The sequence below is a fragment of the Streptomyces sp. NPDC048278 genome (assembly GCF_040652195.1).
GTDB lineage: Bacteria > Actinomycetota > Actinomycetes > Streptomycetales > Streptomycetaceae > Streptomyces.
On record NZ_JBEZLP010000024.1, the window covers coordinates 1 to 26,792 of the forward strand.

At 72.1% G+C, this 26,792-nt stretch carries 23 protein-coding genes and 1 pseudogene; 9 read left to right on the plus strand and 15 right to left on the minus strand.

Annotation, left to right across the window (positions count from 1 at the left end; all coding sequences use genetic code 11):
* Nucleotides 1–133 precede the first annotated feature (133 nt).
* Both AB0D74_RS33110 and AB0D74_RS33115 read left to right on the plus strand, forming a co-directional pair.
* Nucleotides 134–367: pseudogene (locus tag AB0D74_RS33110) on the plus strand (IS630 family transposase); the annotation flags it as partial.
* 31 nt (nt 368–398) lie between these two features.
* Nucleotides 399–719 carry a MafI family immunity protein gene (locus AB0D74_RS33115; RefSeq protein WP_362595189.1) on the plus strand — a complete coding sequence of 107 codons (321 nt, stop codon included), beginning with the start codon at nt 399–401 and terminating at the stop codon, nt 717–719.
* Between the two features lie 1,087 nt (nt 720–1,806).
* Here AB0D74_RS33115 and AB0D74_RS33120 read toward each other — a convergent pair.
* The 7 genes from AB0D74_RS33120 to AB0D74_RS33150 all read right to left on the minus strand — a co-directional run bounded on the left by AB0D74_RS33120 (nt 1,807) and on the right by AB0D74_RS33150 (nt 11,388).
* On the minus strand, nt 1,807–2,772 hold the full coding sequence (locus AB0D74_RS33120) for a pirin family protein (protein ID WP_362595191.1): 966 nt from the start codon (nt 2,770–2,772) through the stop codon (nt 1,807–1,809).
* A 41-nt stretch (nt 2,773–2,813) separates the two neighbouring features.
* Complete coding sequence (locus AB0D74_RS33125; RefSeq protein WP_362595193.1) at nt 2,814–4,400, minus strand: serine/threonine-protein kinase; 1,587 nt, start codon at nt 4,398–4,400, stop codon at nt 2,814–2,816.
* A 222-nt stretch (nt 4,401–4,622) separates the two neighbouring features.
* Nucleotides 4,623–6,356: an RICIN domain-containing protein gene (locus AB0D74_RS33130; protein ID WP_362595195.1), complete on the minus strand. Its 1,734-nt coding sequence runs from the start codon at nt 6,354–6,356 to the stop codon at nt 4,623–4,625.
* 41 nt (nt 6,357–6,397) lie between these two features.
* Nucleotides 6,398–7,159, minus strand: coding sequence for a carbohydrate ABC transporter permease (locus tag AB0D74_RS33135; protein ID WP_362595492.1), 762 nt, complete (start codon nt 7,157–7,159; stop codon nt 6,398–6,400).
* A 44-nt stretch (nt 7,160–7,203) separates the two neighbouring features.
* The gene (locus AB0D74_RS33140) at nt 7,204–8,091 is read right to left on the minus strand and encodes a sugar ABC transporter permease (protein ID WP_362595197.1); all 888 of its coding nucleotides are present in this window, start codon (nt 8,089–8,091) and stop codon (nt 7,204–7,206) included.
* An 87-nt stretch (nt 8,092–8,178) separates the two neighbouring features.
* Nucleotides 8,179–9,417, minus strand: a complete 1,239-nt coding sequence (locus tag AB0D74_RS33145) for an extracellular solute-binding protein (protein ID WP_362595199.1) — start codon at nt 9,415–9,417, stop codon at nt 8,179–8,181.
* A 33-nt stretch (nt 9,418–9,450) separates the two neighbouring features.
* Nucleotides 9,451–11,388, minus strand: a complete 1,938-nt coding sequence (locus tag AB0D74_RS33150) for a beta-L-arabinofuranosidase domain-containing protein (protein WP_362595202.1) — start codon at nt 11,386–11,388, stop codon at nt 9,451–9,453.
* 289 nt (nt 11,389–11,677) lie between these two features.
* Here AB0D74_RS33150 and AB0D74_RS33155 point away from each other — a divergent pair, with 289 nt between their 5' ends.
* Entirely contained in the window at nt 11,678–12,700 is a 1,023-nt protein-coding gene (locus AB0D74_RS33155; protein ID WP_362595204.1) for a LacI family DNA-binding transcriptional regulator, read from the plus strand.
* Nucleotides 12,701–12,823: 123 nt separating this feature from the next.
* On the plus strand, nt 12,824–15,139 hold the full coding sequence (locus AB0D74_RS33160) for an MFS transporter (protein ID WP_362595206.1): 2,316 nt from the start codon (nt 12,824–12,826) through the stop codon (nt 15,137–15,139).
* Nucleotides 15,140–15,235: 96 nt separating this feature from the next.
* Here the strand turns inward: AB0D74_RS33160 and AB0D74_RS33165 are convergent, their stop codons facing one another.
* Genes AB0D74_RS33165 through AB0D74_RS33190 form a run of 6 tightly spaced genes read right to left on the minus strand, consistent with a single transcriptional unit; the run spans nt 15,236 to nt 20,844 of the window.
* Nucleotides 15,236–15,943: a GntR family transcriptional regulator gene (locus AB0D74_RS33165; RefSeq protein ID WP_362595208.1), complete on the minus strand. Its 708-nt coding sequence runs from the start codon at nt 15,941–15,943 to the stop codon at nt 15,236–15,238.
* Between the two features lie 44 nt (nt 15,944–15,987).
* A complete protein-coding gene (locus AB0D74_RS33170) occupies nt 15,988–16,989 on the minus strand; it encodes a proline racemase family protein (protein ID WP_362595210.1) in 1,002 nt (333 codons plus the stop codon).
* Between the two features lie 28 nt (nt 16,990–17,017).
* Complete coding sequence (locus AB0D74_RS33175; protein WP_362595212.1) at nt 17,018–17,914, minus strand: dihydrodipicolinate synthase family protein; 897 nt, start codon at nt 17,912–17,914, stop codon at nt 17,018–17,020.
* Nucleotides 17,914–19,404 carry an NAD(P)/FAD-dependent oxidoreductase gene (locus AB0D74_RS33180; RefSeq protein WP_362595214.1) on the minus strand — a complete coding sequence of 497 codons (1,491 nt, stop codon included), beginning with the start codon at nt 19,402–19,404 and terminating at the stop codon, nt 17,914–17,916. The genes AB0D74_RS33175 and AB0D74_RS33180 overlap by 1 nt, the downstream gene beginning before the upstream one ends.
* Complete coding sequence (locus AB0D74_RS33185) at nt 19,397–19,696, minus strand: (2Fe-2S)-binding protein (protein WP_362595216.1); 300 nt, start codon at nt 19,694–19,696, stop codon at nt 19,397–19,399. Before AB0D74_RS33185 ends, AB0D74_RS33180 begins: the two co-directional genes overlap by 8 nt.
* On the minus strand, nt 19,693–20,844 hold the full coding sequence (locus AB0D74_RS33190; RefSeq protein ID WP_362595218.1) for an FAD-binding oxidoreductase: 1,152 nt from the start codon (nt 20,842–20,844) through the stop codon (nt 19,693–19,695). Before AB0D74_RS33190 ends, AB0D74_RS33185 begins: the two co-directional genes overlap by 4 nt.
* A 153-nt stretch (nt 20,845–20,997) precedes the next feature.
* Here AB0D74_RS33190 and AB0D74_RS33195 point away from each other — a divergent pair, with 153 nt between their 5' ends.
* Nucleotides 20,998–21,363, plus strand: coding sequence for a cupin domain-containing protein (locus AB0D74_RS33195; RefSeq protein WP_362595220.1), 366 nt, complete (start codon nt 20,998–21,000; stop codon nt 21,361–21,363).
* 50 nt (nt 21,364–21,413) lie between these two features.
* Here AB0D74_RS33195 and AB0D74_RS33200 read toward each other — a convergent pair whose 3' ends face one another.
* Nucleotides 21,414–22,754: a VWA domain-containing protein gene (locus tag AB0D74_RS33200; RefSeq protein ID WP_362595494.1), complete on the minus strand. Its 1,341-nt coding sequence runs from the start codon at nt 22,752–22,754 to the stop codon at nt 21,414–21,416.
* A 101-nt stretch (nt 22,755–22,855) separates the two neighbouring features.
* Nucleotides 22,856–23,713 carry a MoxR family ATPase gene (locus AB0D74_RS33205; RefSeq protein WP_362595222.1) on the minus strand — a complete coding sequence of 286 codons (858 nt, stop codon included), beginning with the start codon at nt 23,711–23,713 and terminating at the stop codon, nt 22,856–22,858.
* A gap of 140 nt (nt 23,714–23,853) precedes the next feature.
* Here AB0D74_RS33205 and AB0D74_RS33210 point away from each other — a divergent pair, with 140 nt between their 5' ends.
* From AB0D74_RS33210 to AB0D74_RS33225, 4 genes are read left to right on the plus strand one after another with little or no spacing between them, the layout of a single operon-like run.
* Complete coding sequence (locus tag AB0D74_RS33210; protein WP_362595224.1) at nt 23,854–24,426, plus strand: TetR/AcrR family transcriptional regulator; 573 nt, start codon at nt 23,854–23,856, stop codon at nt 24,424–24,426.
* 59 nt (nt 24,427–24,485) lie between these two features.
* The gene (locus AB0D74_RS33215; RefSeq protein WP_362595226.1) at nt 24,486–25,166 is read left to right on the plus strand and encodes an ABC transporter permease; all 681 of its coding nucleotides are present in this window, start codon (nt 24,486–24,488) and stop codon (nt 25,164–25,166) included.
* Nucleotides 25,163–25,834: an ABC transporter permease gene (locus AB0D74_RS33220; RefSeq protein WP_362595228.1), complete on the plus strand. Its 672-nt coding sequence runs from the start codon at nt 25,163–25,165 to the stop codon at nt 25,832–25,834. Before AB0D74_RS33215 ends, AB0D74_RS33220 begins: the two co-directional genes overlap by 4 nt.
* Entirely contained in the window at nt 25,831–26,769 is a 939-nt protein-coding gene (locus tag AB0D74_RS33225; RefSeq protein ID WP_362595230.1) for an ABC transporter substrate-binding protein, read from the plus strand. Before AB0D74_RS33220 ends, AB0D74_RS33225 begins: the two co-directional genes overlap by 4 nt.
* Nucleotides 26,770–26,792 lie beyond the last annotated feature (23 nt).

Below are 26,792 nucleotides of genomic sequence, written 5' to 3' on the forward strand. Positions count from 1 at the left end.
ACGTCCACAGCTCTTCCGGCGCCATCCGCTCGACAAGCGCAGCAGTCATCACCCCAGACTGCCGCAAGATCACGCCAACTGAAATGGCGTCTAAGCCGTGTTGGGGATGGCTGATGATGACCGGGACAACGATGCCTCCTGGGCCGACCCGATCGAGGCCCGCTTCGGACCACTGCGGCAGTTCACCATCGCCAACTCCCACCACCTCAACCACACCGCACAGACCCGCGCTCTGCACGCTTGCCTCCGCTGGCGCAACAGGAACGCCCGCCACCCCGACGTCCTCGCCGCCCAGCGCAGGGAACGCGTCCGCATCCGAAGCGAGAAGGGCATCCGCTGGGGCGGGCGACCGGCGAAAGCCGCGTGACCATGCGGACAGCACCGACGACACTGACGTCATGACCCTTGATCGTGAGGTACTTCAGGCCAGCTGGGACCGGACTCGCGGCCATCTCGAAGCCGCCCGGGACCGCCTGACAGACCTGCCAGGCGTTGACCTCTCAGCAACGCTTGAGTTCCTGGAGCACAACGAGCTGGAACTCGCTTTCGACTGTCTCGTTGATCTCAGTGACGACCTTGACCTACCGCTCGCCTTCTGGCAGCACCTCGACCGGGCAGCTCGTGAGATGCGGCTCTACAGCGATGCACTGCACACACCCCACCTCACGGCCGCCGACATCTGCCGCCGTCATCTCACAGCTGCCTCAGAGAAGGAATGACCGGCTGACCCGGCGAACCAAGTAGCCCCATCAGCGGAGGGAACACCCCCGCGGGTGCGGGGAGCAGGACCCCCGGCACAGCACCTGGTTCGCCGCGATGCTGCTCCCCGCGCCCGCGGGGATGGTCCCATCGGTTTGAGCAACGTGTTTGACCGGTTTCGCTGCTTCCCGTGCCTGGGGGCTGCTTCCCAGTACGGTCTGCGCTGACGGGTGATCGGCGTCTGCTTCCGCCGCCCGCCCGCTGGGGCCGGCGGTGACCCGCGCTCGGGCCGGGACTGGGACTGCTACCTGGGTCCGGCGGGGTTGGCCCCCAGCCGCTGGGCTGGCTGCTGTACCCGGCCTCTGCATTCCGCATTGGCGAGATGGGTCCCCTCGGGTGCTGATCAGCTCTGCGTGAGTGGCTGCTCGCCATGCCCGGACGGTGCGAACAGCCTTCGGGCCGTCGGCATGGGGCTGCTTGTGCGCGCCCGGTTGCCTCAGGTGGGACGCGGTCTGCATTGCGTGCCGACCGGGGCGTGATCACGCGTGATGCCCTGGGAGGTATTGGGCGGCAGGTTCACTTTCGGTGCCGTAGTTCTTCAGCACGGGATGGGGGCGATGCGTACGCAGGTGGACGGGGGGCGCTGTCGTGGCGCGTACACGTGATAAGGCCACACGAGAGGGGCGCGAGTGACGCATGGCGGTGACAGATGTGCTCAAGGTGCGCTCGAACTCGGCACGGCCCACTTTGTAGATCCTGCACAAGAGGCCGTCGGGCGGCTCAGCGGTTCGTTGCGACTCTCGAAGCTCCTCCATCAGTTCGTCGTCAGACGGCAGTGCCATCTCGCCTGGAGCCGCAGCCACACCCTCAGCGGGACTGGGGACGGCGCATCAGTCGCCATCTAACTACTCGTCAGTAAAGTCAGCATTGGGTCAGCATTCGTCCTGGCAAATATGCCCACGGATGCCCACACCTTGGAATCGAGAAGCCTCTCGGAGGCGGCCGGTACAGCAGCCTCCGAGGACACTTGCGTCAGTGGACGTCGAGGTGGGGCGGATGTCCGGGTGGCTCTGGGAACCTGAAGGCAGAGACTTGCGTCTTGCCTGGTCAGCGGACCCGTCCTCGTGGTTTGAGGGGGGTCTCGGGTAGTGCGGGCGCCCGCAGTGGAGCCCCGTGGTAGCCCTTTACTTCGCCGAATCGGGTGCCCTTGGCCCAGTCCTCGCGGGCCTGTACGATCTCGTCCTGGGAGCGGCCGATGAAGTTCCACCACATGATCAGCTCCTCCTCGAACGGCTCGCCGCCCAGGAGCATGAGCGACGCGTCCGACTCCGCGCGCAGGGGGAGTTCGGTGCGACCGCAGCCCAGGTACAGCATCGAGCCCGGGAGGACCGGCACGCCGTCGACGTGTACCTCGCCGGACATCGCGAGGACCCCGTACTCGAAGTCGGGGTCGAGGGGCAGGCGCAGGTCGGTGCCGTCGCTGAGGGTCAGGTCCGCGCCGACGATGGGGGTGAACGTCGTACCCGGGGACGTCGCACCGTCGAGGGAGCCGAGGATGACCGTGGCGGTCAGGCCGGGGGCCGTGACCGTCGGCAGGTCGGGGTGGTGTTCGAACCTCGGGTCCGTGTGCCGGTGGGAGTCCGGGAGGGCCACCCACAGCTGCGCGCCGTGCAGGTAGCGGGCGTGCGGCCTGGGGCTCTCCTCGGAGTGGCTGATCGCCCGGCCCGAGGTCATCAGCCCCAGCTCGCGGGGGCGGATCGTCTGGAGGCTGCCGGTCGAGTCGCGGTGCAGGACCTCGCCCTGGTGCAGCCAGCTGACCGTCTGCAGCCCGATGTGCGGGTGCGGCGGGACCTGCATCCCGGGCTCGTCGGCGATGTCGTCGGGGCCGTAGTGGTCGACGAACGCCCAGGCACCGATCATGCGGCGGCCGAGGTTCGGCAGCAGTCGGCGCACCTCGGTCGACTCGCCGAGTTGCACGTGGCGGGGGCTCAGCAGCTCGCGGACGGGTTCGGCGACGACGAATCCGCGGCCGCCGCACACACTCGGAACGGGCGCACGGTCAAGGTTGCTCATGTCGGACAACCTAGCGGCCGGAGGTCCCTGTTGCCGAGCGGTCAGCCGGTCGTACGGAATCCGTCCCTCACGTTGTCGAAGACCGGCCGGTAGCGGGCCCAGGCCGCGTCCGGCGCGGAGAGGTAGATGTCGTACTCCCGGCCGCCCTCCCTGCCGTAGCCCAGGTCGATGGCGCGGAAGGCGCGGGCCCGGCCCCGGAAGGTGAACTCCCAGATGGCGGCCGGCTGCCCGCGGAAGGTCGTCCGCTGCATCCGCAGCCTCCGGTAGGTCGGGTAGTTGACCTTGGTGTTGGCCTCGATGTCCGCGAAGTGCGTGACGGGGTTCGCGCCGGCCGGGTCCACCGTGCCGATGGTGACACCGGCCAGGCCGGACGGGTCCTTGTAGGTGACCTCGTCGGTGGCCCGGGTGGCGGCCGTCCAGCCGTCCGGGACGGGGAAGGCGACGCCGAGGGCCTTGTCGGTGACGAGGTGGTAGCCCTGGGGGAGGGGCGAGGGGGAGGGGGTGGCGGCCGGGCTCGACGTCGTCGCCGCGTGGTTGCCGGTGTGGGTGCGCGGGAGCACCAGGGCCGCCGTTGCCGCGGTGGCCGCCACGAGGGTGACCGCCCCGGCCGTCAGAACGCCCCGGCGCCGCCGGGCGCGCCGCCGCCCGGCGCCGCGACCGGTGCCGCGCCCCGTGCCGGTGGCCGTCGGCTGTGCCCCGGCCGGCACCGGTGCGGTCGGCCGACCGCGGGTCCCCTGCGTCCCCTCGCCCGACCAGGGTCGGGTCCCCTCCGTCACCTCGCCCGGCCAGGGCCGGGCCGCCTCCGTCGCCGCGCCCGACCAGGTCGCCAGCAGCGCCCGTTCCGTCTGCTCGGCCGAGGGGCGGTCCGCCGGGTCCTTGGCGAGCAGCAGCTGGACGAGCGGCTCCAGCGGGCCCGCCTGCTTCATCGGCTCGACGGGGTCGGTGACGATGGCGTACGCGGTCTCCATCGCGGTCTCGCGCCGGAACGGCGGCCGGCCCTCCACCGCCTGGTACAGGGTGGCGCCCAGCGACCACAGGTCCGAGGCCGGTCCCGGGGTCAGGCCGCGCAGTCGTTCCGGGGCCATGTAGGGGATCGAGCCGACCATCTGGCCGGTCTGGGTGAGCGTCGACGAGCCGGCGGTCAGCGCGATCCCGAAGTCGGTGAGCACGACCCGGTCGCCCGGGCCGAGCAGCACGTTGCCGGGCTTGACGTCCCGGTGCAGGACGCCGGCGGCGTGCGCGGCGCGCAGCGCTCCGGTCATGCCGAGGCCGATCCGGGCGGCCTCCTCGGGCGGGAGGGTCCGGCCGTCGTCGAGGAGGTCGGCGAGGGTGGGCGCGGCGACGTACTCCATGACGATGCAGGGGCGGCCGTCGTCGTCCACCACGTCGTGCACGACGACCACGTTGGGGTGGACGACCCGGGCGGCGCTGCGGGCCTCGCGGCGGGTGCGCTCGTAGAGGGTGGCCAGCTCGTCGTCGGAGAGGTGCGGGCGGGGGTGCAGCTGCTTGAGCGCGACCTGCCGGGCCAGCACCTCGTCCTCGGCCCGCCACACGGTGCCCATGCCGCCGCGTCCGATCCGCTCGGTCAGCCGGTACCGCCCGGCGACCAGTCGCCCCTCGTCCGACACCGCCCGTCCTCCGCCAGCTCTGTCCGCGTTCGATGAGTCCCGTCACGATAACCGCGCCTTGCTGGTCACCTGTTCGGTTCTGTCGGCCGTCGGAGCTGCGGTCCTGGGAAGGTGGGGGCGGGGCGGCCTTTCCGGCTGCAAATCCATCGAAGGGGGGCGTGCGGGGCAACGATTGCAGCTCGTCGCCCCGCACGGGTGTGCTCGGGTTCACTGTGGCGTATGTCAGCGCGCGGTCAGCTTCCACAGGTGGTCGGCGGTGCCGTTGTCGTCCCACTGGAGCACCTGGGCGCCCGACGAGGTGCTCATGCCGGTCACTCCGAGCAGCAGGCCGCTGTTGTAGTTGGCGATCTTGTAGTAGCCGTCGCCGGACGGGATCAGCTGCCAGAGGTGGTCGGCGGTGCCGTTGTCGCCCCAGATCAGGGCGGTGCCGCCGTCCCCGGTGCCCGCGTTGGTGATGCCGAGGAGCAGGCCGCTCGCCTGCTGCTGGATCTTGTAGAGGCCGCTGCCGGCCGCCACCAGGGTCCAGTTCTGGTCGGTGCCCGAGGAGGAGGTCGCCTGGACGACGAGGGTGCCCTGGGCGGTGCCCGCGCCGCTGGTGTCCAGGGCGAGGCCGCTGTTCCTGTTGGTGATCTGGTAGCGGCCGGCCAGTGAGGTGGCGGTACCGCTCGGGGTGATGGTCAGGTGGTAGCCGTCGGAGGCGTTCATCGTCACGGGTACGGTGATCGAGCCGCCGCTGACCGCGTAGTCGGTGTCCGAGATCGTCACCGGCCCGGAGACCGCGGTCGTCCGGCCCCTGGACGGTGTGTACTCCAGCTTGACGTGCACCGTGCTGCCGAAGGCGGAGAGCGACGACAGCCCGTTGACGGTGACGGTGCACGAGCCGGTGCAGCCGCCGGTGACCACGCTGATCTGGTTGCCCGCGCCGTTGCGGGCGGCGAAACCGTCGATGCCCGTCTGCGCAGGAGGCGTGGTGACCAGCATGTTCCCGGACATGTCGCCGTACCACTTGTACAGCCAGTAGGCGCCGTTGGGTGAGCCGCCGGTGTCGGTGAGGGTGTCGCCGAGGGTGCCGTAGTGGTTCCAGAAGGCGAGTTCGGCGTCGTGCACGCCGGCCCGCTCGAACTTGGCGACGTAGCTCGCGAGCGGCCCGGGGACGCCGACCTCGCTCGGGGTGCCGTACTCCTCGATGGCGATCGGGCGGGGGCTGAGACCGAGGCTGGTCTCCAGCGCCCGGTAGTCGGCCACGTGCGCGGCGATGTTCGCGCTGCTCTGCAGCTCGTGCCAGGCGACGATGTCCGGCACCGCGTTGTTCGCGATGGCGTCCTGGAGGAACGTCTTCATCTTGCTGTCGGTGTACGTCGCGAAGCTGGGGCCCTGGACGGGCATGGCGGTGTCCTTGGCCCGGACCTCCTTGTACGTCCGTGACCAGCCGTCGTCGAAGGCGCCCGCCGCCGAGGTGTCCCAGGTGCCGTCGGGCTCGTTCCACAGTTCGTAGGCGCTGATGTTCGTGGCGCCGGACGCCTGCACGGACGCGATCTGCTTGTCCACGGCCGACAGCCAGTCGCTCCAGCTCACCCACTTGTAGGGGAAGTTCGGATACCAGTCCGGCATCCGTACGACGACTTTCGCGCCGGCCTTCGCCGCCTCGGGGGCGACGACCAGGGCGTCGCCGCCGGGGCTGGACTCGCCGTTGGGCAGCTGGCTGCCGCCGGGGGCCATCTGGACGAAGGTGTTCGGCTTCAGCGGCTCGACCAGGCTGTCGGCGGGAACACTCGCCGTGTCCAGGCCGTAGAGGCTGCCGGTGGCGACGTGCGTGACCGAGCGCAGCGTCTGGTTCGCGCTCACCACGAGGGTGGTGGCGGAGGTGGGGGACGCCTGGGCGGGGGCGGTGGTGCCGAGGGCGGCGGCGGCGAGGACCACGGCACCCAGGGCGGCTCTGCGGGGAATGCGGCTCATGGCATGGATCTCCTCAGGAAGTGGGCGGGTTGGCGGGTTCTTCAGTCCTTCACCGCGCCGGCGGTCACGCCCGCGGCCACATAGCGCTGGGCGAGGATCAGGAGGACGGCCGCGGGGACCGAGGCGACGACGGCGGTGGCCATGATCGCGTTCCACTCCTGGTTGTTGTTGCCGATGTACTTGTAGATGCCGAGCGTGATCGGCTTCCAACTGCCGCCGCCGTCCAGGGTGTTGGCGAAGACGAAGTCGGACCAGGCCCACAGGAAGCCGAACAGCGAGACGGTGACGATCGCGTTGCGGCTCAGCGGGAGGACGACCGACCGGAAGGTGCGCCAGGTGCCGGCGCCGTCGATCCGGGCGGCCGAGACGAGTTCGCCGGGGATGCCCGACATGAACGCGGTGAAGATCATGACGCCGAACGGCACGGCGATGGTGGAGTCCGCGACGATCAGCCCCCACCAGGAGTTGAGCAGGCCGAGGTCCAGGAAGACGCCGTAGAAGCCCATCGCCATGACGATTCCGGGGATCATCTGCGCGATGAGGAGGGCGAGTCCGAGCGCGCCGCCGCCGCGCGGGCGGAGCTTGGCCAGGGCGAAGCCGGCCGGGGCGGCGATGACGAGGGTGAGGGCGACCGTGCCGAGGCCGATGAGCAGGCTGGTGCCCAGGTAGGGGAGCTGGTCGTGGAGGACGGCCCGGTAGCCCTCGAACGTGGGGTGCAGCGGGAGCAGGTCCGGCGGGTCCTTGCGCATGTCCTGCTGCGGGGTGAGGGACACGTTCAGCATCCAGTACACCGGGAACAGCATCAGCGCGGTGAGGAGGAGGCCGATCAGGGTGTAGGCGCGTGACTTCACGCTTCCTGCCTCCTCTGGACGCGGACGTGGAGCAGGCCGAAGACCAGGGCGATGAGGATCAGGATGTTGCCGACGGCGGCACCGGGGCCGAACCTGGGCAGCAGCGTGCCGAAGCCCAGCTGGTACGACCAGGTGGCCAGGGTGGTGGAGGCATCGCCCGGACCGCCCTTGGTCATGATCCAGATCAGGTCGAACACCTTGAGGGTGTAGACGAGCCCGAGCAGCAGCGTGATCGCCGACACCGGGCGCAGCAGCGGGAAGGTGATCCGGCGGAACTGCTGCCAGGCGCCCGCCCCGTCGAGCGCCGCCGCCTCGTACAGCTCACCCGGGATGTTCTGCAGGCCGCTGTACAGGATGACCAGGTTGAAGGGGATGCCGATCCAGATATTGGCGACGATCACCGAGACCAGCGCCCAGTCCGGCGAGGTCAGCCAGCCGACCGGGGCGACGCCGAAGAAGTGCAGGAAGTAGTTCACCACCCCCGACTCGCTGTTGAACATCCACGACCAGGTGGACGCCGACACGATCAGCGGGAGCAGCCACGGGGTCAGGAACAGTGCCCGCAGCACGGTCGACAGCCGGAAGTGCCGGTTGAAGAAGACCGCGAGGGCGAGCCCGATCACGTACTGGAAGGCGATCGACACGAAGGTGAAGACCATCGTGTGCCGCATCGCGGGACCGAACGTCGGATCGTCCAGCACCGTACGGAAGTTGGCCCAGCCGGAGAACGGCGCGTCGCCCGCCACGAAGGAGCGCACGGTGTAGTCGCGCAGGCTCAGATCGAGGTTGCGGTAGAGGGGGTAGAGGTAGAAAGCGGCGAGATAGGCGAGCAGGGGTGCCACGAAGGCAAGCGCCGTCAGCCGGCTCCGAAGGGACGGGGACAAGTGAACTCCCTGTGGTGCAGCGCCCCTACAGGGGCGTGGGGAACTGCGCTCCAAGCCCCCACCGACCCGCAGATGAACAGCCACCGGTCAGCCCTTGCCCGCCGCGGCCTGCGCAGCGCTGAGCGCGTCCTGCGGACTCTTGCTCCCCGACAGCGCCGCCTGGACGGCCGTCCACATCGGCTGCGAGATCGTCGGGTACTTCGTGCCGAGCCCGCCGCTGGTCCGGCCCCGGGCCGCCGCGACCGCCGCCACCCAGGGCTTCAACTCGGCGTTCTTGGCCACCTGTTCGGTCTGTACGGCCGAGGTCGGCGCCACGTACATGAGTGTGGTGTCGGTGGCCAGCAGGTTCGCGGAGCTGGTCAGACAGGCGACGATCTTCTTGCTGACGTCGTAGCGCGAGGTGTCCTTCTGCACCGGTACGGTGACGAACTCGCCGCCCGTCGGCACCGGCGCCGAACCGCCGTTCTGTGCGGGGATGCTGATGACGCCGTAGCCGAAGCCGGCCTTGTCGGCGTTGCCCAGCTGCCAGGTGCCGTTCTCGCTGAACGCGTAGTCGCCGGTGGCGAACTCCTGCCAGCTGGTGGTCTGGGTGTTCTGGAGCACGTCCTTCGGGGCGTACCCCGCGTCCACCCACTGCTTCCACAGGGCCAGCGCGGCAACTCCCTTGTCGGAGTCGAGTTTTGTCAGGTCGCCGCCCGCGCCCCAGAACCAGGGCAGGAACTGGAAGCTGCCCTCCTCGGTGTTGATCGCCGAGAAGGTGATCCCCTTCTTCCCGGCCGCCTCGACCTTCTTCAGCGCGGCCGTGAGCGAGGCCCAGTCCTTGACGGAGGCCGGGTCGACACCGGCCGCGGCGAGCACCTTCTTGTTGTAGTAGAGCGCGAGGGTATTGGCGCCGATCGGGACCCCGTAGGCGGCGCCGTCGATCGTGCCGGCGCCGATGATGTTCTTCTGGATCGAGGAGGTGTCGAGCCCGAGGTCGCTCGTCTTGTTGAGGATCCCCGCCTCCACCAGCGTGGAGACCACCGGGTTGTCGACCAGCATCACGTCCGGCGCGTTGCCCTGCTGGGCGGCCAGCAGCGCCTTGTTGCCGAGGTCGGTGGTGTCGTACGCGGTCCGCTTGAGCTTCACCCCGGCCGTGGTGCCGCACGCGGCCACCCGCTTGCCCCAGTCCGAGGAGGCGTCGAACTGCGGGTACGGGTCCCAGAAGGTGTACGTCCCGCCGGCCGAGGACGACGATCCCGAGGAGCCGGAACCGCCACCGCAGGCGGTGAGGGGGAGGAGGGCGGCCGTGCTGAGGGCCAGGAGAGTACGGCGGGTGGGTATCACGGGGTGACCTCGTTGTCGTAGGACGGGGGTGTCTCAGGAGGTGGGGAGCCAGACGCGCATGCTGCCGTCCTCGCGGTTGGCCCAGACGTGGTACGGGATCGCGGTCAACTCGACCGGTTCGCCGTCCGGTTCGCTCTCCGCACCGGTCGCGGGGGCGTACGGCCACCAGCCCCGGTCGGGAATGCGGCGCCGCCGGCCCGCGGCCACCACGGTGGTGACCCCGCCGAGCAGGTCAGGGCGGTGCTTCACGGCGAGCGGCCGGGACGGGTCCAGGACGATGTCGTCGAGTCCGCCGCCCGGGTGGTCGACCTGTTCCAGGCAGTGCACGAGCGGTCCGCGCTCGATCGCCACACAGCCGCGTACCGCGTCCACGCGCGGGTCGGCGGCGGTGAGCCGGGGCTCCAGGGCGAGCTCCAGCACCACCAGGTCGCCCGGCGTCCAGGTCCGCGACAGCCGCAGCCAGCCGTCGTCGACCGGGGACTCGTACGTCTCCTCGCCGCACCGCACCCGGAACTCCCGGCACCACTCGGGGATGCGCAGCGAGAGCGTCCAGGGGCCGTCGGACGGGGTCTCCTCGACGGTGAACGCGATCGTGCCGTGCCACGGGTAGTCGGTCTCGGCGCGCACCCGGACCCGGTCGGTCGCATACGTCCCGGTGACGAACTGGTGGATCTGCAGGCCCTGTTCGTCGCTCGACGCCAGGTAGTGCTGCAGGCTCGCGAGCAGCCGCATCACGTTGGGCGGGCAGCAGGCGCAGCGGAACCAGCGGGTGCGGCGGGCCGACTGGTCGCCGCCGGTGTCGGTGTGGCCGTCGCGGACCTGGAGCGGGTTGACGTACAGCCAGCGCTCGCCGTCCAGCGAGACCCCGGCCAGGAAGCCGTTGTAGAGGGTGCGCTCGATCAGGTCGGAGTAGCGGGCCTCGCCGGTGAGCAACGCCATGCGCCAGCTCCACTGGACGGAGGCGATGGCGGCGCAGGTCTCGCAGTAGGCGCGCTCGTTGGGGAGTTCGTAGGGGTCGCCGAAGTCCTCCCGGTCGTGGTGCGCGCCGAGCCCGCCGGTGAGGTGGGTCTTGGTGGTCGTCATGGCGTGCCACAACCGCTCGCCCGCGGACCGGAGTTCGGCGTCCCCGTTCTCCACCGCCAGGTCCGCGGCCCCCGCCAGCAGGTACAACTGGCGTACGGCGTGGCCCTCGACGTTCGTCGCCGCACGCAGCGGGACCCGGTCCTGGCTGTAGGCGTCGCCGTCGAGCAGGCCGTGGCCGTGCCGGTCGACGAAGTAGCCCGCCAGGTCGAGGTAGCGTCGTTCGCCGGTCTCCCGGTACAGCTCCACCAGCGCCGTCTCGACCTCCGGGTGGCCGTCGATGCCGTCGACGGGCCTGCCGCTGCCGGGGAGGCCGAACACCGAGTCGATGTGATCGGCGAACTTCCGCGCCACGTCGAGGAGTTCGGTGCGGCCGGTGGAGCGGTGGTGGGCCACGGCGGCCTGGATCAGGTGGCCGGCGCAGTACAACTCGTGGCCCCAGCGCAGGTCCTGGTACCGCTCGCCGCCCTTGACCAGCTGGAACCAGGTGTTGAGATAGCCGTCGGGCTGCTGGGCCGCGGCCACCAGGGCGATGATCCGGTCCACCTCGGCGGCCAGCGGTTCGCCGACCTCGCCGACCTCGCCGACCGCGGCGCCGAGTTGCCAGGAGGCCGCCTCCAGCCACTTGTAGACGTCCGTGTCCACGAACGGGTACGCGCCCTGGAACGTGCCCTCGGCGGTGCCGGCCGCCAGCCGCAGGTTGTGCAGGTTCCCGGCGGACTCCAGCAGGTCCGGGCCCTGCGGGAGGGAGACCCGGGCGTTGGTGGCGCGACGGTCGTGCCAGAAGCCCGCGTCGACGGTGACGGCCGCCGGGCGCAGCGCGGTACGGGCGTCGGGGGTGGGACGGACCGGGCCGAGGGGGGAGGGCGGGGCGGAGCGGGTGCGGGGCATGGCTCTCCGGGGGGAGGAGGGGGCTGGACGCCTTGACGCCAGCACTGTCGATATGTCGAACGCCGTCTGGAGTATCGGGCGTGACGAAGCGTGAGACCATTTTGAGCAACCGTTTTCTCGCCGAGAAGTACAGGGCAGTCGGAGGGAGGGGTCAAGACGCCCGGCACGGATTTCTCAAGTTGCCCGCTGGATCTGGTGCTTCATCCGACCGGCTGCGAGGATGACGGTCGGCTCTGTCGCCGTGCGATGGGCGACGCGGTCGAGAAACCGCCAAGGAAAAGGTTTGCCCGTGACCTCTGCTCCAGACTCTCCGCCGACCGGCCGGGCCAGGCTCGCCGACGTCGCCGCGCTTGCCGGTGTCAGCGTGGGCACGGCGTCCAAGGCGCTGAACGGCGCCGGCCGGATGCGCCCGGAGACCCGGCAGCGGGTGCTGGACGCGGTGGAGGAGCTCGGGTTCCGGCCCAACCAGCATGCGCAGAGCCTGCACAGCGGTCGCAGCTGGACGGTCGGCCTGATGACGACGGACGGCATCGGCCGCTTCAGCACCCCGGTCCTGCTCGGCGCCGAGGACGCGCTCGGCGCCGGGAAGATCTCCGTCCTGCTCTGCGACACGCGCGGCGACGCCATCCGCGAGCAGCACCATCTGCGCAACCTCACCGACCGGCGGGTGGACGGCGTCATCGTCACCGGCCGCCGTACCGACCCCCGCCCGCCGCTGACCGGCATCGACCCGTCGATCCCGGTCGTCTACGCCCTCTCCCCGTCCACCGACCCCGCCGACACCTCCGTCGTCACCGACGACCGCGGCGGCGCCCATCTCGCCGTGGAACACCTGCTGGCCACCGGGCGCACCCGTATCGCCCATGTCACCGGGCCCGAACACCACCAGGCCGCCCGCGACCGCGCCCGGCACGCGATCGGGCACCTGGCCGGGGCGGGTCTCGAACTCGCCGCGGGTCGGGTGCACTTCGGGGAGTGGAGCGAGGCCTGGGGGCGGCGCGCCGCCGACGCGGTGCTGCGGACGGCGCCCGGCACGGACGCCGTCTTCTGCGGGAACGACCAGATCGCGCGCGGGGTCGCGGACGCCCTGCGCGAGCGGGGGAAGGACGTGCCGGGGGACATCGCCGTGGTCGGCTACGACAACTGGGACACCATGGCCCTCGCCTGCCGTCCGCCGCTCACCACCGTCGACATGAACCTGGCCGAGATCGGCCGGATCGCCGCGCTGCGGCTGCTCCAGGCCATCGACGCGGAGCCGGAGCCCGGGGTGCACACCGTGCCGTGCCGGCTGGTGGTGCGGGAGTCGAGCTGACGCGACGCCGGACGTGCGGCGAATCTTCACCGGGCACCCCCGAATCCTGGTTGCTTAAGTCAATCAATTGACTTACATTCGGGAGGGTCGTGCAGACCCGAGCGGCCCAACGGAGGCCCGACCATGTCCCATGCACAGCCCCGGCCGGAAGTCGCCGGGGGCTCCGCCGCGCCGCGGACCAATGCAGTCGTCGCGGTGCTGGCCTTCGGCGGGATCGTGGTCTCGCTGATGCAGACCCTGGTGATCCCCATCGTGCCCGAACTGCCGAAGTTGCTCAATGCCTCGGCGTCGAACGCGGCCTGGGCCGTCACCGCCACCCTCCTCGCGGCTGCCGTCGCCACCCCGGTGATGGGACGGCTCGGCGACATGTACGGCAAGCGGCTGATGCTGCTGACCAGCATCGTCATGCTGGTCGCCGGTTCGGTCACCGCAGCGCTGAGCGACACCCTCGTGCCGATGATCATCGGGCGCGCCCTGCAGGGGCTGGCCTCCGGCGTGATCCCGCTCGGCATCAGCATCATGCGCGACGAACTCCCCGCCGAACGGCTCGGCTCCGCCACGGCGTTGATGAGCGCCTCGCTCGGTGTCGGCGGCGCCCTCGGGCTGCCCGCCGCAGCGCTGATCGCCGACCACTTCGACTGGCACATGCTGTTCTGGACCTCGGCCGCGCTCGGCGTCGTCGCCGCCCTGCTCGTCCTGGCCCTCGTGCCGGAGTCGAAGGTACGCACCGGCGGGCGTTTCGACCTGCCCGGCGCCCTCGGCATGGCGGCCGGCCTGGTCTGCCTGCTGCTCGGCATCTCCAAGGGGGCCGACTGGGGCTGGGGCAGCGCCACCACGCTCGGCCTGTTCGCCGCCGCCGTGGTCACCCTGCTCACCTGGGGGTTCTACGAACTCCGCACCCGGGAACCGCTGGTCGACCTGCGCACCACGGCCCGCCGCCAGGTTCTCGTGACGAACCTCGCCTCGATCGCCTTCGGCTTCTCGATGTTCGCGATGTCCCTGGTCCTTCCGCAGCTCCTGCAGTTGCCTGAGGCGACCGGCTACGGCCTGGGCAAGTCGCTGCTCGCCGCCGGCCTGGTGATGGCCCCGACCGGCCTCGTGATGATGGCGACGGCGCCGCTGTCCGCCCTCGTCTCCAGGAACTTCGGCCCGAAGGTCACCCTGATGTGCGGCGCGGTGATCGTGGCCGCCGGGTACGGGCTCAACATCGTGCTGATGGACGCCGTCTGGCAGCTCGTGCTGGTCTCCTGCATCATCGGCGCCGGCATCGGCTTCGCCTACGGCGCGATGCCCGCGCTCATCATGGGCGCCGTCGACCCGCACGAGACGGCCGCCGCGAACAGCCTCAACACCCTGATGCGGTCCATCGGCACGTCGACCGCGAGCGCCGTCGCCGGGGTGATCCTGGCCCAGATGACCACCGCCCTCGGCCCGGTGAACGTGCCCTCCGAGAACGGCTTCAAGGTCGTCATGGCGGCGGGCTCGGGCGCGGCGGTTATCGCGCTGCTGGTCGCCGCGTTCATCCCGCGCCGGAAGCCGGCCGCGGCGACGGGCGGGGCGACGGGCGCAGCGACCGGCGGGGCGGTACAGCCGGTGGCCGGACCTGCGGCCGAGGAGGCGCCGGGCGCGGCAGCGGCTTCGCCGGACGTCGTCCGCGTCGTCCCCGTCGTCGGCGACGACGGCATCCAGGTGCACGGCCGGGTACGCGGCGCCGACGGAACCGGCGTCGGCCGGGCCGCCGTCACCCTGATCTCCCCCGGCGGCCGGCAGCTCGGCCGCGCGGTCGCGGACGCCGACGGCGGCTATGCGGTGGCGGCGCCCGGCGAGGGGACGTACGTCCTGATCGCCTCCGCCGACGGCTGCCGGCCACAGGCCACCACCCTCGTCGTGAGCAGCGTGCCGGTCGCCTACGACCTGCTGCTCACCGGCAGCAGCGGCCTGGCCGGAGCGGTGCGGGCCGCGGACAGCGGGGCGCCCGTCGCCGGGGCGACCGTGATCCTCACCGACGTGCGCGGGGACGTCCTCGCCACCCAGCAGACCGACGGGCTCGGCGAGTTCGCGGTCGGCGACCTGGTGCCGGGCACCGTGACCCTCGCCGTCAGCTCGCCCAAGCACCGGCCCCTCGCCCTGCCCGTCGAGATAGCCGCGACCGGGACCACCCGGGTCGACGTCGAGCTGTGGCCCGGCGCCCATGTCCGGGGCACGGTCCGGGCGGCGGGCGGCCCGCTGGGCGACGCCCGGGTCACGCTGGTCGACGCCGCAGGCAACGTCGTCGGCACGACCACCACCGGCGACGACGGTGCGTACGCCTTCTCCGACCTGGACAGCGGCCAGTACACGGTCGTCGCGACCGGCTACCCGCCGCACGCCGCCGGGGTGGCCGTCTCCGGCGCCGACGTCCACGACCACGACATCGAACTCGCCCATCCCGGGGCGTAGTTCGCGGGAAGCTGCGCGGCGGGTCCGGCTTGCGTGCAGGGCTTCGGCGGCGCCGCGGTCGACCGACGACCTGCCGCGGCGCCCCCGGCGGAGCACTCAGCCGTGCTCGGGCCCGCGGGCCGCCCACAGGCCGCGGACGTGGCCCAGGTGGCGGGTCATGACCTCGCGCACGGTCTGCTCGTCGCGGGCCAGGAGGGCGTCGAGGAGTTCCAGGTGCTCCTCGGCGGAGGCCTTCAGGCGTCCCGCCTCCACCAGGGCCGTGAGCCCGTACAGCCGCGATCGGCGCCGCAGGTCCCGTACCACCTCGACGAGATGGTCGTTGCCCGCCAGCGCCAGCAGCCGCAGATGGAAGGCCAGGTCGGCTTCGACGTAGGCGATCAGGTCGCCCTTCACGGCCGAGGTGACGATCTCCAGGGCGACCGGGCGCAGCGCCTCCAGGTCGTCGGGACCGGCGGTGGCCGCGAGGGCGACGGTCGTCGGGATCTCGATCAGGGACCGGACGTGCGTGTACTCGTCGAGCTGCCGCTCGGACAGGGCGGTGACCCGGAACCCCTTGTTCGGAACGATCTCGACCATGCCCTCCTTCACCAGCTCCAGCATGGCCTCGCGCACCGGCGTCGCGGAGACGCCCAGGCGCGGAGCGAGCCCCGGCGCCGAGTACACCTGGCCGGGGCGCAGCTCACCGGCGATCAGCGCGGCACGCAGGACGTCCACGACCCGCTCCCGGAAGTTCGGCTTCCGGCCGCCGAGCGACGGAATGGCGGGCTTGGCGGCGGTGGGCGTGCTGCTGGGCCGGTCAGCCATGGTGGAACTCCTGGTGGGTCGTCGCCGGGCGGTCGTCGGGGCAATCAGAGTACGAAGCCGGCCGGGAACGGGTCGGCCGGGTCCAGCAGATACTGGGCGGTGCCGGTGATCCAGGCCCGCCCGGTGAAGCTGGGCAGGACGGCGGGGCGGCCCGCGACCTCGGTGGTGCCGAGGAGCCGGCCGGTGAACCGGGTGCCGATGAACGACTCGTTCACGAACTCGGTGTCCAGCGGGAGTTCGCCGCGGGCGTGCAGCTGCGCCATCCGCGCGCTGGTGCCGGTGCCGCAGGGGGAGCGGTCGAACCAGCCCGGGTGGATGGCCATCGCGTGCCGGGCGAGGCGGGCCGTGGCACCGGGGGCGACCAGGTGGACGTGGTGGCAGCCGCGGATGGAGGGGTCCTCGGGGTGGACCGGCTCCGCCTCCGCGTTGATCGCCGCCATGAGGGACAGGCCGGCCCGGAGGATGTCGTCCTTTCGGGTGCGGTCGAAGGGGAGGTCGAACTCGTCCAGGGGAAGGATGGCGTAGAAGTTGCCGCCGTATGCCATGTCATAGGTCACCGACCGCCCGTCGGCCAGCACGATCTTCCGGTCCAGCGCGACCGAGAACGACGGCACGTTCCGCAGCGTGACGTGCTTCGCCGCGCCGTCCTCCACCGCCACCTCGGCGACGACCACACCGGCCGGGGTGTCGAGCCGGATGGTGGTGACCGGCTCCACGACCTCCACCATCCCGGTCTCCACGAGCACCGTCGCCACCCCGATCGTGCCGTGCCCGCACATCGGCAGATAGCCGGAGACCTCGATGTAGACCACGCCCCAGTCGCAGTCGGGCCGGGTCGGCGGCTGCAGGATCGCCCCGCTCATCGCGGAGTGCCCGCGCGGCTCGTTCATCAGCAACTGCTTGATGTCGTCGCGGTGTTCACGGAAGTACAGCCGCCGCTCGTTCATGGTCGCGCCGGGGATGGTGCCGATCCCGCCGGTGATCACGCGGGTGGGCATGCCCTCGGTGTGCGAGTCGACGGCGTGCAGGACGAGTTTGCTGCGCATGACGCTCCTGGAGGGTGGGCGGGTCGGGTTACGACAGTCCGGCCGCGACGGCCTTCTCGGTGGCCGCGCGGACCACGGCCTCCTGGTCGGGCAGCAGCGGTACGCGCGGCGGGCGGCAGGCACCGCCGTACCGGCCGACGATGTCCATGGACAACTTGATGGCCTGCACGAACTCGACCCTGGAGTCCCAGCGCAGCAGCGGGTGCAGCTGCGCGTACAGCCGCTTGGCGGTGTCCAGGTCGCCGTCCACCGCCGCGTGGTACAGCTCGACGGACGCCGACGGCAGTGCGTTCGGGTAGCCGGCCACCCAGCCCTTGGCACCCGCGACCGCGAGCTCCAGCAGGACGTCGTCGGCGCCGATCAACAGGTCCAGCTCCGGGGCCAGTTCGGCCAGCCGGTAGGCCCGGCGGACGTCGCCGGAGAACTCCTTCACGGCGTGGACGTACCCCTCGCCGTGCAGCTTCGCGAGCAGTTCCGGGACGAGGTCGACCTTGGTGTCGATGGGGTTGTTGTACGCCACGATCGGTACCTCCGCCTTCGCGACCTCCGCGTAGTGCGCAAGGACCGAACGCTCGTCGGCACGGTAGGCGTTGGGCGGCAGCAGCATCACGGCCGCGCAGCCGGCGTCCCGGGCCTGCTCGGCCCAGCGGCGGGCCTCGGCCGAGCCGTAGGCGGCGACCCCGGGCATCACCCGTGTGCCGCCGACCGCGGCCACGGCGGTCTCGACGACCTTCGCGCGCTCCTCGGGGGTGAGCACCTGGTACTCACCCAGCGATCCGTTCGGTACGACGCCGTCGCAGCCGTTCGCCACCAGCCAGGCGCAGTGCTCGGCGTACCGGTCGTGGTCGACGGACAGGTCGTCGCGGAGCGGGAGGGCGGTGGCTACGAGGACACCGCGCCAGGGGTGGGGGTGAGGGGTGGACATCAGGGTTCCTCCGGGGGGTCCGAGTGATCCGGGTGGTACGCGACATAGCACTGTTCATCGTCGGCATCGGCATCGGCATCGGCATCGGCATCGGCATCGGCATCGGCCTGCGCCAGCACACCCAGCGGTACCGGCCGCGCGAACGGCCTGCGGGCCGCCGTCTCCGGGCACCCGGCGAGCCCCGCGACCGCGGGCCCGCACATCCGGCCCTGGCACCAGCCCATCCCGGCCCGCGTGAGCAGCTTGACGGTGCGGACGTCTCCCGCGCCCAGCTCGGTCACGGCCCGCCGGACCGCCCCGCCGGTGACCTCCTCGCAGCGGCAGACGACCGTGTCGTCCGTGACCTGCTCGGCCCAGTGCGCGGGCGGCGCGTAGGCGTCGTCCAGCGCCGCGGCGAACCGGCGCAGGCCCGCTCGGGCCCGGGCGGCACCCGCCCAGCCGCTCGGGTCCGGCTCCCGGCCCGACAGCCGGGCGGCGGCCGACCGTCCCGCGATGTGCCCCTCGGCGAGGGCGAGGACCGCGCCGCCGACACCGGTGGCCTCGCCCGCCGCCCACACCCCCGGTACGTCGGTGCGCTGCTCGCCGTCCACGTGCACGGCGACGCCGTCGATCCGGCAGCCCAGGACCTCGGCGAGGTCGGTGTGCGGGAGCATGCCGTGCCCGACGGCCAGAGTGTCGCAGTCGATGCGCCGCCGGGTGTCCGGCCGTACCCGGCCCGCGGTGTCGAGCGCGGCGACGGTGACGGCTGCGAGCCGCTCGTCCTGCGGGTCGCCGTGGGCCTCGACGACGGTGTGGTGGGCCAGGGTGCGTACCCCGTGCCGCAGCAACCGGGCCGCGTAGTGGGCGCCTTCGGCGAGCTTGGCCGGCTCGGCGGCCAGTGCGCGGGAGCGTCGTACGAAGTCCCGTGGGTCGGCGGACTCCACCAGCGCGGCCACCCGGGCGCCCGCCGCCGCGAGGCCGGTCGCGACCGGCAGCAGCAGCGGTCCGGTGCCGGCGACGACCGCCGTACGGCCCGGCAGCACCAGTCCGCCCTTCAGCATGGCCTGCGCCCCGCCCGCCGTGACGACACCGGGGAGCGTCCAGCCGGGGAAGGGCAGCACCTTCTCGTAGCCGCCGGTCGCCAGCAGCACCGCGTCCGCGCGCACCTCGACGGGCTGCTCCTGCGCCGGACCGAGCAGCGCGTGCACGCTGAAACCGGACCGCCGCCGTGTCACCCCCCACACGTGATGGTCCCTCAGGTGCGTCACCAGCCCTGCCGTGAGGAGCCGGTCGAGGCCGTCGCGCAGCCGCTCCCAGTCGCGCCACCGGTGGTGCAGCGCCCGCGGGCGACGGGCGCCCAGTCCGGCGGCGGGCTGCCGGTAGAACTGTCCGCCCGCCTCCGGCGCCGCGTCGACCAGGACGACCCGCACGCCGTGCCGGGCGGCGGCCAGGGTGGCGGCGAGACCGGCCGGGCCCGCGCCGATCACGGTGAGGCGGGGCGCGTCAGTCATCGTGGCCCGTCCCCTCCTGGGTGCCGATCGTGTCGCCCGGGTGCACGGGGACCAGGCAAGCCCGTTGGTTGGGGCGGCCGTTGACGGTGACCAGGCAGTCGAAGCAGACGCCGATCCCGCAGAAGACGCCGCGCGGACGGCCGTTGCCGCGGGTGGTCCGCCAGGACGTGACACCGGACGCCCAGAGCGTGGCCGCGACCGTCTGGCCGGGCAGTGCCGTGATCTCGCGCCCGTCGAAGGTGACGGTGAAGGCGGGCCCCGGCCGGGCCCGCACCAACTCCAGGGGATTCACACGGCCTCCTCGGCGAAGCGCTCGGGACGGAACGGGCTCAGGTCCAGCTCGGGGTTCGTGCCGCTCAGCACCTGGGCGATCAACTGCCCCGTGCCGGTGGCGAGTCCGATGCCCGCGCCCTCGTGCCCGCAGGCGTGGAAGAGGCCCGGCGCCCGGGGGTCGGGGCCGATCGCGGGGAGGTGGTCGGGCAGGTACGGGCGGAAGCCCAGGTAGCTGCGTATCGCCCGGACTTCGGACAGGAACGGGAACAGGCGGGTCGCGCCCGCCGCCAGCGCCCGTACGGCCGGCAGCGAGAACGACCGGTCGAAGCCGACGCGTTCCCGGCTCGCGCCGATCAGCACCGGCCCGGCGGCCGTGCCCTCGACGACCGGCGAGGTCTGCAGGGCGGCCGAGTCGCTGGCCACGTCGGCCACGTAGTCGGCGGCGTACACCTTGTGCCGTACCCGCCGCGGCAACGGCTCGGTGACCAGGACGAAGCCGCGCCGGGGGAGGACGGGCAGGTGCGCACCCGCGAGGGCGGCCACCTCGCCGCCCCAGGTCCCGGCCGCGTTCACCACGGCCGGGGCGTGGATGTCACCGTGGCCGGTACGGACGCCCCGTACGGCACCGCCGGCGCCCCGCAGCACCTCCGTCACCGCGCGGCCGGCCGACAGGCGGGCGCCCGAGGCCCGTACGAGATGCGCGGCGGCCAGGGTCGGCATGACCTGGGCGTCCTGCGGGTAGTGCACGCCACCCGCCAGGCCGGGTGCCAAGTACGGTTCCAGGTCGTGGAGCCGGTCCGCGTCGACGTTCTCCGCGATCACCCCGGCGGCCCGTTGCCCGGCCGCGAGCCCTTCCAGGGCGGCCAGTTCGCCGGGTCCGGCGGCGACGACCACCCCGCCCTTGGGTTCGTACTCGATCCGGTCGCCCAGCTCCGCGGCCAGGCCGGTCCACAACCGGCCCGAGAGCAGGGCGAGTTCGAGTTCGGGGCCCGGTTCCTTGTCGGAGACGAGCAGGTTGCCCTCGCCCGCCCCGGTCGTGCCGCCGGCCACCGGGCCGCGATCCACCACGATGACGTCCAGCCCCGCCCGGGACGCGTAGAGAGCGCAGGCGGCGCCTGCCATGCCCGCCCCGATCACCACGACGTCGCAGGTCAGTCGCATGCTCACAACAGTAATATGTCACATGGCACAGGTCGGGGGAAGACGCCCGCAACCCTCTTGCCGAGCCGGCCGGCTCCCCGCACGGCACCCCGGATGGCGCTCCCGAGTTGACAGGAAGACGATGGAGTGGTGGAGGGGAGTGCGAAGGGAGGCACCGTCATGCTGGAGATCAAGACGGTCGACAAGCCGGACGAGCGGCGGGACTTCCCCCGCGGTCACCTGGAGGCCGTGCATCTGACCGGCCTCGACTTCGCCGTCGGCACCTTCGAGCCGGGCTGGCGCTGGTCGGAGTCGGTGGCGCCGATCGTGGGCACCGGGAGCTGCATGGTCCACCACAACGGCTATGTGGTGCAGGGCAGGATGCACCTCGTCATGGACGACGGCGGCGAGGGCGAGATCGGCCCCGGTGACGTCTTCGTGCTGCCGCCGGGACACGACGCCTGGGTCGTGGGGGACGAGCAGGTCATCGTCTACGACTTCGCCGGCGGCATGGCGACGGACTACGCGAGGGCCACGGGGAGCTGAGGGCTGCCGACGGGTGCCGTCACCTTCCGTGGGCGACGGTACCCGGTGTGTCACACCGGCAGCAGCCGAGCGATCAGCCCGCCGAGCTGGCGGGCGGTACGGCACTCGTGCATCTCCGCCAGCTGTGCGTAGTCCGGCGCTGCCGAGTCCCCGGTGCCCCACAGGGAGTGCGGCTCGGGGTTCAGCCAGTAGACGCGCCGCGCCTGCCCGGCGATCCGCCGCACGGCGGCGAGGTTCGGGTCGAGGTTGTTGGTGCGGGCGTCGCCGAGCACGAACACCGTGGTCCGCGGGCCCACGGCGGCGCCGTACCGCTCCGCGAACTCGCCCAGCGCCATGCCGTAGTCGCTGCTGCCGTGCCAGCCGGTGAGCGTCGCCTCGGCGCGGATCCGGGCGCCGAGCCCCTCCGGGTCGGCCCGGCCGTGCTCAAGCAGGCCGGTCACCTCGTCGATCCGGTTGACGAAGGCGAACACCCGGACCTTGCTGAACTGGTCGTGCAGCGCCTGGACCAACAGCATCGTGAAGTCGGAGAACCCCGACACCGAGCCCGAGACGTCGCACAGCAGCACCAGTTCGGGCCGGACCGGGCGGCGCCGGCGCAGCACCGGCCGCATCGGCACCCCGCCCGTGGACAGCGAGCCGCGCAGGGTGCGCCGCAGGTCGATGGTGCCGCGCGCGGCCCGGCGGCGGCGCGCGGCCAGCCGGGTCGCCAGCTTCCGCGCCAGCGGCTGTACGGTCCTGCGCAGCTCGGTGAGCTGCTCCCGCCCGGCGGACAGGAAGTCCACCCGGTCGGCGCTCGGCGCCACCGCCCGCCGGGCGATCTGATCCCGGCCGCGCCGCTCGGCCACCCGGCGCCGGGCCTCCGCCGCGACCATGCCCCGGAAGTCCTCGATCCGCCGCCGGATCTCGTCGTCGAGCAGCCGGTCCGTGAACCCCGCACCTCCGCCCCGCGCCCGGACGTCCGCCCGCACCCGCGCGAGCAGCGTCTGCGGTCGCAGCCGGTCCAGGGTCTGGTACGACGACCAGCCGTCCGAGCCCGGCGAACTCCCGTATCCGCCCAGGCCGTCCACCGCCTCGGCCGCCAATTGCCGCAGCAGCGCGGTGTCGTCGTCGGCCAGTGCGGCGGCGAGCCGCTCCCGCAGCTCCTCGCGGTCGCCGGACCCGCCGTCGGAACCGGCGCCGGGTCCGCCGACCGTGCGCGGGAAGTAGAGGTCGAAGACCTGGTCGAACACGGCCCGTTGGCCGGTGCCGTGCAGCAGGGTCGCGGCCAGCCCCTCGCGCAGCAGCTCCCGGTCCGCGAGACCCAGCGCCGCCACCGCCCGGCCCGCGTCCACGGTCTCCCCGGTGCCGATGCGCACCCCGTGCGCCCGCAGCGCGCCGACCAGTCCGGTCAGCCGCCCGGCGAGGTCGGCGCGGTCGGCGAGGTCGGCACGGCCGGCCGGAGCGTCGGTCGCCGGCTCGGTCGGGGACCCGGTCGATGCGTCGGCCGGTGTGCTCACAGGGCGTCCAGGTCCAGCTTGGCGGCGGCCTTCTGGATGTCGTCCTGATGCTTGAGGATCACGCCCAGGGAGTCCCGTACCACCTGCTCGTCCAGCGTGTCGGCGCCCAGGGCCAGCAGGGTGCGCGCCCAGTCGATGGTCTCCGCCACCGAGGGGACCTTGCGCAGGTCCATCGCCCGCAGCGCCCCGACCACCCGGACCACGGACTCGGTGAGCGCCTCGGTGAGTCCCGGCACCTTCAGCCGTACGATCCGGCGCTCCAGCTCGTCGTCCGGGAAGCCGATGTGCAGGAACAGGCAGCGGCGGCGCAGCGCCTCGGACAGCTCGCGGCTGGCGTTGGAGGTGAGCACGACGAAGGGGCGGCGGGTCGCGGTGACCGTGCCCAGCTCGGGGACGGTCACCTGGAAGTCGCTGAGCACCTCCAGGAGCAGGCCCTCCACCTCGACGTCGGCCTTGTCGGTCTCGTCGATGAGCAGCACCTTCGGGTCGTCGCCCCGGATCGCGGTGAGCAACGGGCGGGGGAGCAGGAACTCCTCGCTGAAGATGTCGGTACGGGCCTCGTCCCAGGTCTCGTCGCGGCCGGCGCTGATCCGCAGCAGCTGCTTGGCGTGGTTCCACTCGTACAGCGCGCGGGACTCGTCCACGCCCTCGTAGCACTGGAGGCGTACCAGGCGGGCCCCGGCGACCTCGGCGACGGCCTTCGCCAGCTCGGTCTTGCCGACTCCGGCGGGGCCCTCGACGAGGAGGGGCTTGCCGAGCCGGTCGGCCAGGAAGACGGTGGTGGCGACGGCGGGGGAGGCGAGGTAGCCGGTCTCCGCGAGGCGGGCGGAGACGTCGTCGACGGAAGTGAACAACGGGGCCTCCGGCTGATCAGGTTCGTGGAACGTATGCGGGGAACAGGTCCGGCTTCCTATCTAAGCGCTTGTTCACCTCGCCTGCCACCCTGTATACCGATCGGTTTCCTCACACCGTTCCGCGCGGTAACCTCGGCCCTATGGCCACCACGGACAAGGCGTCCCCCCGAGACCGGCTCCTCGATGCCGCCGCCGAGCTCTTCTACCACGACGGCGTCTCCATCGGCGTCGAGGCGCTGTGCAGGTCGGCCGGGGTCTCCAAGCGCTCGATGTACCAGCTCTTCGACAGCAAGGACGAGGTGCTCGCCGCCAGCCTGGAGCGGCGCAGGCCCTGGTACGAGGCCCAGCTCAGGTCCCCGGACGCCGAGTCGGCCACCCCCCGCGAGCGGATCGGGTACGTGTTCCGGCGGGCGGAGGAGAGCGCGGCGGCCCCCGGCTACTGCGGCTGCCCGTACCTCGCCGTCCTGGTCGAGCTGAAGGACAGCGAGCACCCCGCGAGCGTGGTGGCCCGAGCGGCCAAGGAACTGCTGCGGGGCTACTTCGAGGAGCAGGCCGAACAGGGCGGTGCGGCGGACCCGGCGCTGCTCGCCCGGCAGCTCATGCTGATCTTCGACGGGGCCAGCGCCCGGGCCGGCGCCCGGATCGAGCACCTCGACGACGGTCTGCTCACGGCGACGGCGACCACGCTCCTTGACGCGGCCGGCGTGAAGTAGCCGCCCGGACGGATCACCACAACGCGCCGGGCCGGCCGCCCACCCGATGCAATGGAGGCGTGACCGCGCCCCCGAACGACTGCCTCGCGCGCAACGAGTGGATCTGCGGCGCGTATCTGACCAGCCGCCGCCAGATCCTCCTCGACGCGGTCGGCCAGCACCTGCGGCTCACCGCGGTCTCGGTGCTCCTCGGGCTCGCCGTCGCCGTCCCGCTGGCCGTGCTGGCCCGCCGCTGGCGCTGGTCGGCCGGACCCGTCCTCGGCGTCACGACCATTCTCTACACCATCCCCTCGCTGGCGATGTTCTCGCTGCTCCTGCCCCTGTACGGTCTCTCGGCCACCCTCGTCGTCGCCGGCCTGGTCCTCTACTCGCTCACCCTGCTCGTCCGCAACATCCTCGCGGGCCTGCGCGCCGTCCCCGAGGAGACCCGGCAGGCCGCCCGGGGGCTCGGCTACGGCCCGATCCGCCTCCTGCTCACCGTCGAACTCCCCCTCGCCCTGCCCGCCGCGATGGCCGGCCTGCGCATCGCCACCGTCTCCGCGGTCTCCCTGGTCACCGTCGGCGCGATCGTCGGCTTCGGCGGACTCGGCAACCTGATCTACGCCGGCATGAACACCTACTTCAAGGCCCAGGTGCTCACCGCCTCCGTGCTCTGCGTGCTGATCGCCGTCGCCGCCGACCTGCTGCTGCTCGGCGTGCAGCGGCTGCTCACCCCGTGGACGCGGGCGGCCCGCGCGTGAACACCCTCGCCGACGCCTGGGCCTGGCTCACCGACCCGGCGCACTGGGCCGGCGACGACGGCATCGGGCACCGGCTGCTCCAGCACCTCGTCCTCACCGCCGTCTGCCTCGTCGTCAGCTGCCTGATCGCGCTCCCGGTCGCGCTGGTCCTCGGCCACCTCGGCAAGGGCGGCGTGCTCGCCGTGAACATCTCCAACGTCGGCCGGGCCGTCCCCACCTTCGCCGTCCTGGTCCTGCTCCTCCTCACTCCCCTCGGCACCTGGGGCGAGGGCCCCACGGTCGTCGCCCTGGTGCTCTTCGCCGTACCGCCCCTGCTCACCAACGCCTACGTCGGCATGCGCGAGGTCGACCGGAGCATCGTGCAGGCCGCGCGGGGGATGGGGATGACCGGGCGACAGATGCTGTTTCACGTGGAACTGCCCCTTTCGCTCCCCATGGTCCTCACCGGAGTCCGGATCGCCGCCGTCCAGCTCGTCGCCACCGCCACCATCGCCGCGCTCGCCGGCGGCGGCGGACTCGGCCGGATCATCACCGCCGGATTCAACCTGGCCAGCACGCCCATGGTGGTCGCCGGCGCGATCCTGGTCGCCGTCCTCGCCCTGGTCGTCGAGGGTGTCTTCGCCCTCGCCGAACGGCTCGCCCCGGTCGGGCTGCGGGGCACGCGATGAGACTCCGTACGGCGGCCGGTGCCCTGCTCCTCACCCTCGCCGCCTGCACCACCGGCCCCTCCCTGGAGGACCGCGGCGAGGTCACCGCGCCCCCGGGCGACAGCAAGCACCTGACCATCGGCTCCGCCGGATTCACCGAGAGCGACCTGCTCGCCCAGCTGTACGCCCAGCTCCTGAAGCAGGCCGGATACCAGACCTCCCTGATCACCGTCGCCAACCGCGAACTCTACGAACCCGCCCTGGAGTCCGGGCAGATCGACGTGGTCCCCGAATACGCGGCCACCTTCGCCGACTGGCTCAACGCCCGGACGAACGGGGCCGACGCGGCGCCCGTGGGCTCGCCCGACCTCGCCGCCACGATGAAGGCACTGCGCCGCCTCACCACACCCCGCGGACTGACCGTCCTCGACCCGGGCCGGGCCGTCGACCAGAACGCCTTCGCGGTCACCGCGGCCTACGCCCGGCAGCACCGCCTCAGGACCCTCAGCGACCTCGGCGCCTCGGGGCTGAAGGTACGGCTCGCGGCGGGCGACGAATGCGTGCAACGGCCGTACTGCGAGCCGGGGCTGAAGAAGGTCTACGGCATCGACATCACCGGTGTCGACCCCAAGGGCGTCGGGACCACCCAGGCCAAGCTGGCCGTGCAGCACGGCCAGGACCAGATGGTGCTGACCACGACCACCGACGCGACGCTGGACCAGTTCGGTCTCGTCCTCCTCGCCGACGACCGGCATCTGCAGAACGCCGACTACGTCGTCCCGGTCGTCAACCGCGCCCGGGCGGGCAGCGAGCGCGTCACCAAGGCGCTGGGGAGGCTGAACGACGTCCTCACCACGGCCGATCTGGCCGCCATGAACCAGCAGGTGGACAGCTGGCGGCGGCTGCCCCAGGACGTGGCCCGGACGTATCTGCGGGACAAGGGCCTGCTGAAGTGACGGCAGGGCCCGTTGTCAGTGGC

Coding starts and splice junctions, on each gene's coding strand:
- AB0D74_RS33115 (WP_362595189.1), top strand. CDS start 399: ATGACCCTTGATCGTGAGGTACTTCAGGCCAGCTGGGACCGGACTCGC.
- AB0D74_RS33120 (WP_362595191.1), bottom strand. CDS start 2,772: ATGAGCAACCTTGACCGTGCGCCCGTTCCGAGTGTGTGCGGCGGCCGC.
- AB0D74_RS33130 (WP_362595195.1), bottom strand. CDS start 6,356: ATGAGCCGCATTCCCCGCAGAGCCGCCCTGGGTGCCGTGGTCCTCGCC.
- AB0D74_RS33135 (WP_362595492.1), bottom strand. CDS start 7,159: ATGCTGTTCCCGGTGTACTGGATGCTGAACGTGTCCCTCACCCCGCAG.
- AB0D74_RS33150 (WP_362595202.1), bottom strand. CDS start 11,388: ATGCCCCGCACCCGCTCCGCCCCGCCCTCCCCCCTCGGCCCGGTCCGT.
- AB0D74_RS33160 (WP_362595206.1), top strand. CDS start 12,824: ATGTCCCATGCACAGCCCCGGCCGGAAGTCGCCGGGGGCTCCGCCGCG.
- AB0D74_RS33165 (WP_362595208.1), bottom strand. CDS start 15,943: ATGGCTGACCGGCCCAGCAGCACGCCCACCGCCGCCAAGCCCGCCATT.
- AB0D74_RS33170 (WP_362595210.1), bottom strand. CDS start 16,989: ATGCGCAGCAAACTCGTCCTGCACGCCGTCGACTCGCACACCGAGGGC.
- AB0D74_RS33175 (WP_362595212.1), bottom strand. CDS start 17,914: ATGTCCACCCCTCACCCCCACCCCTGGCGCGGTGTCCTCGTAGCCACC.
- AB0D74_RS33180 (WP_362595214.1), bottom strand. CDS start 19,404: ATGACTGACGCGCCCCGCCTCACCGTGATCGGCGCGGGCCCGGCCGGT.
- AB0D74_RS33195 (WP_362595220.1), top strand. CDS start 20,998: ATGCTGGAGATCAAGACGGTCGACAAGCCGGACGAGCGGCGGGACTTC.
- AB0D74_RS33210 (WP_362595224.1), top strand. CDS start 23,854: ATGGCCACCACGGACAAGGCGTCCCCCCGAGACCGGCTCCTCGATGCC.
- AB0D74_RS33225 (WP_362595230.1), top strand. CDS start 25,831: ATGAGACTCCGTACGGCGGCCGGTGCCCTGCTCCTCACCCTCGCCGCC.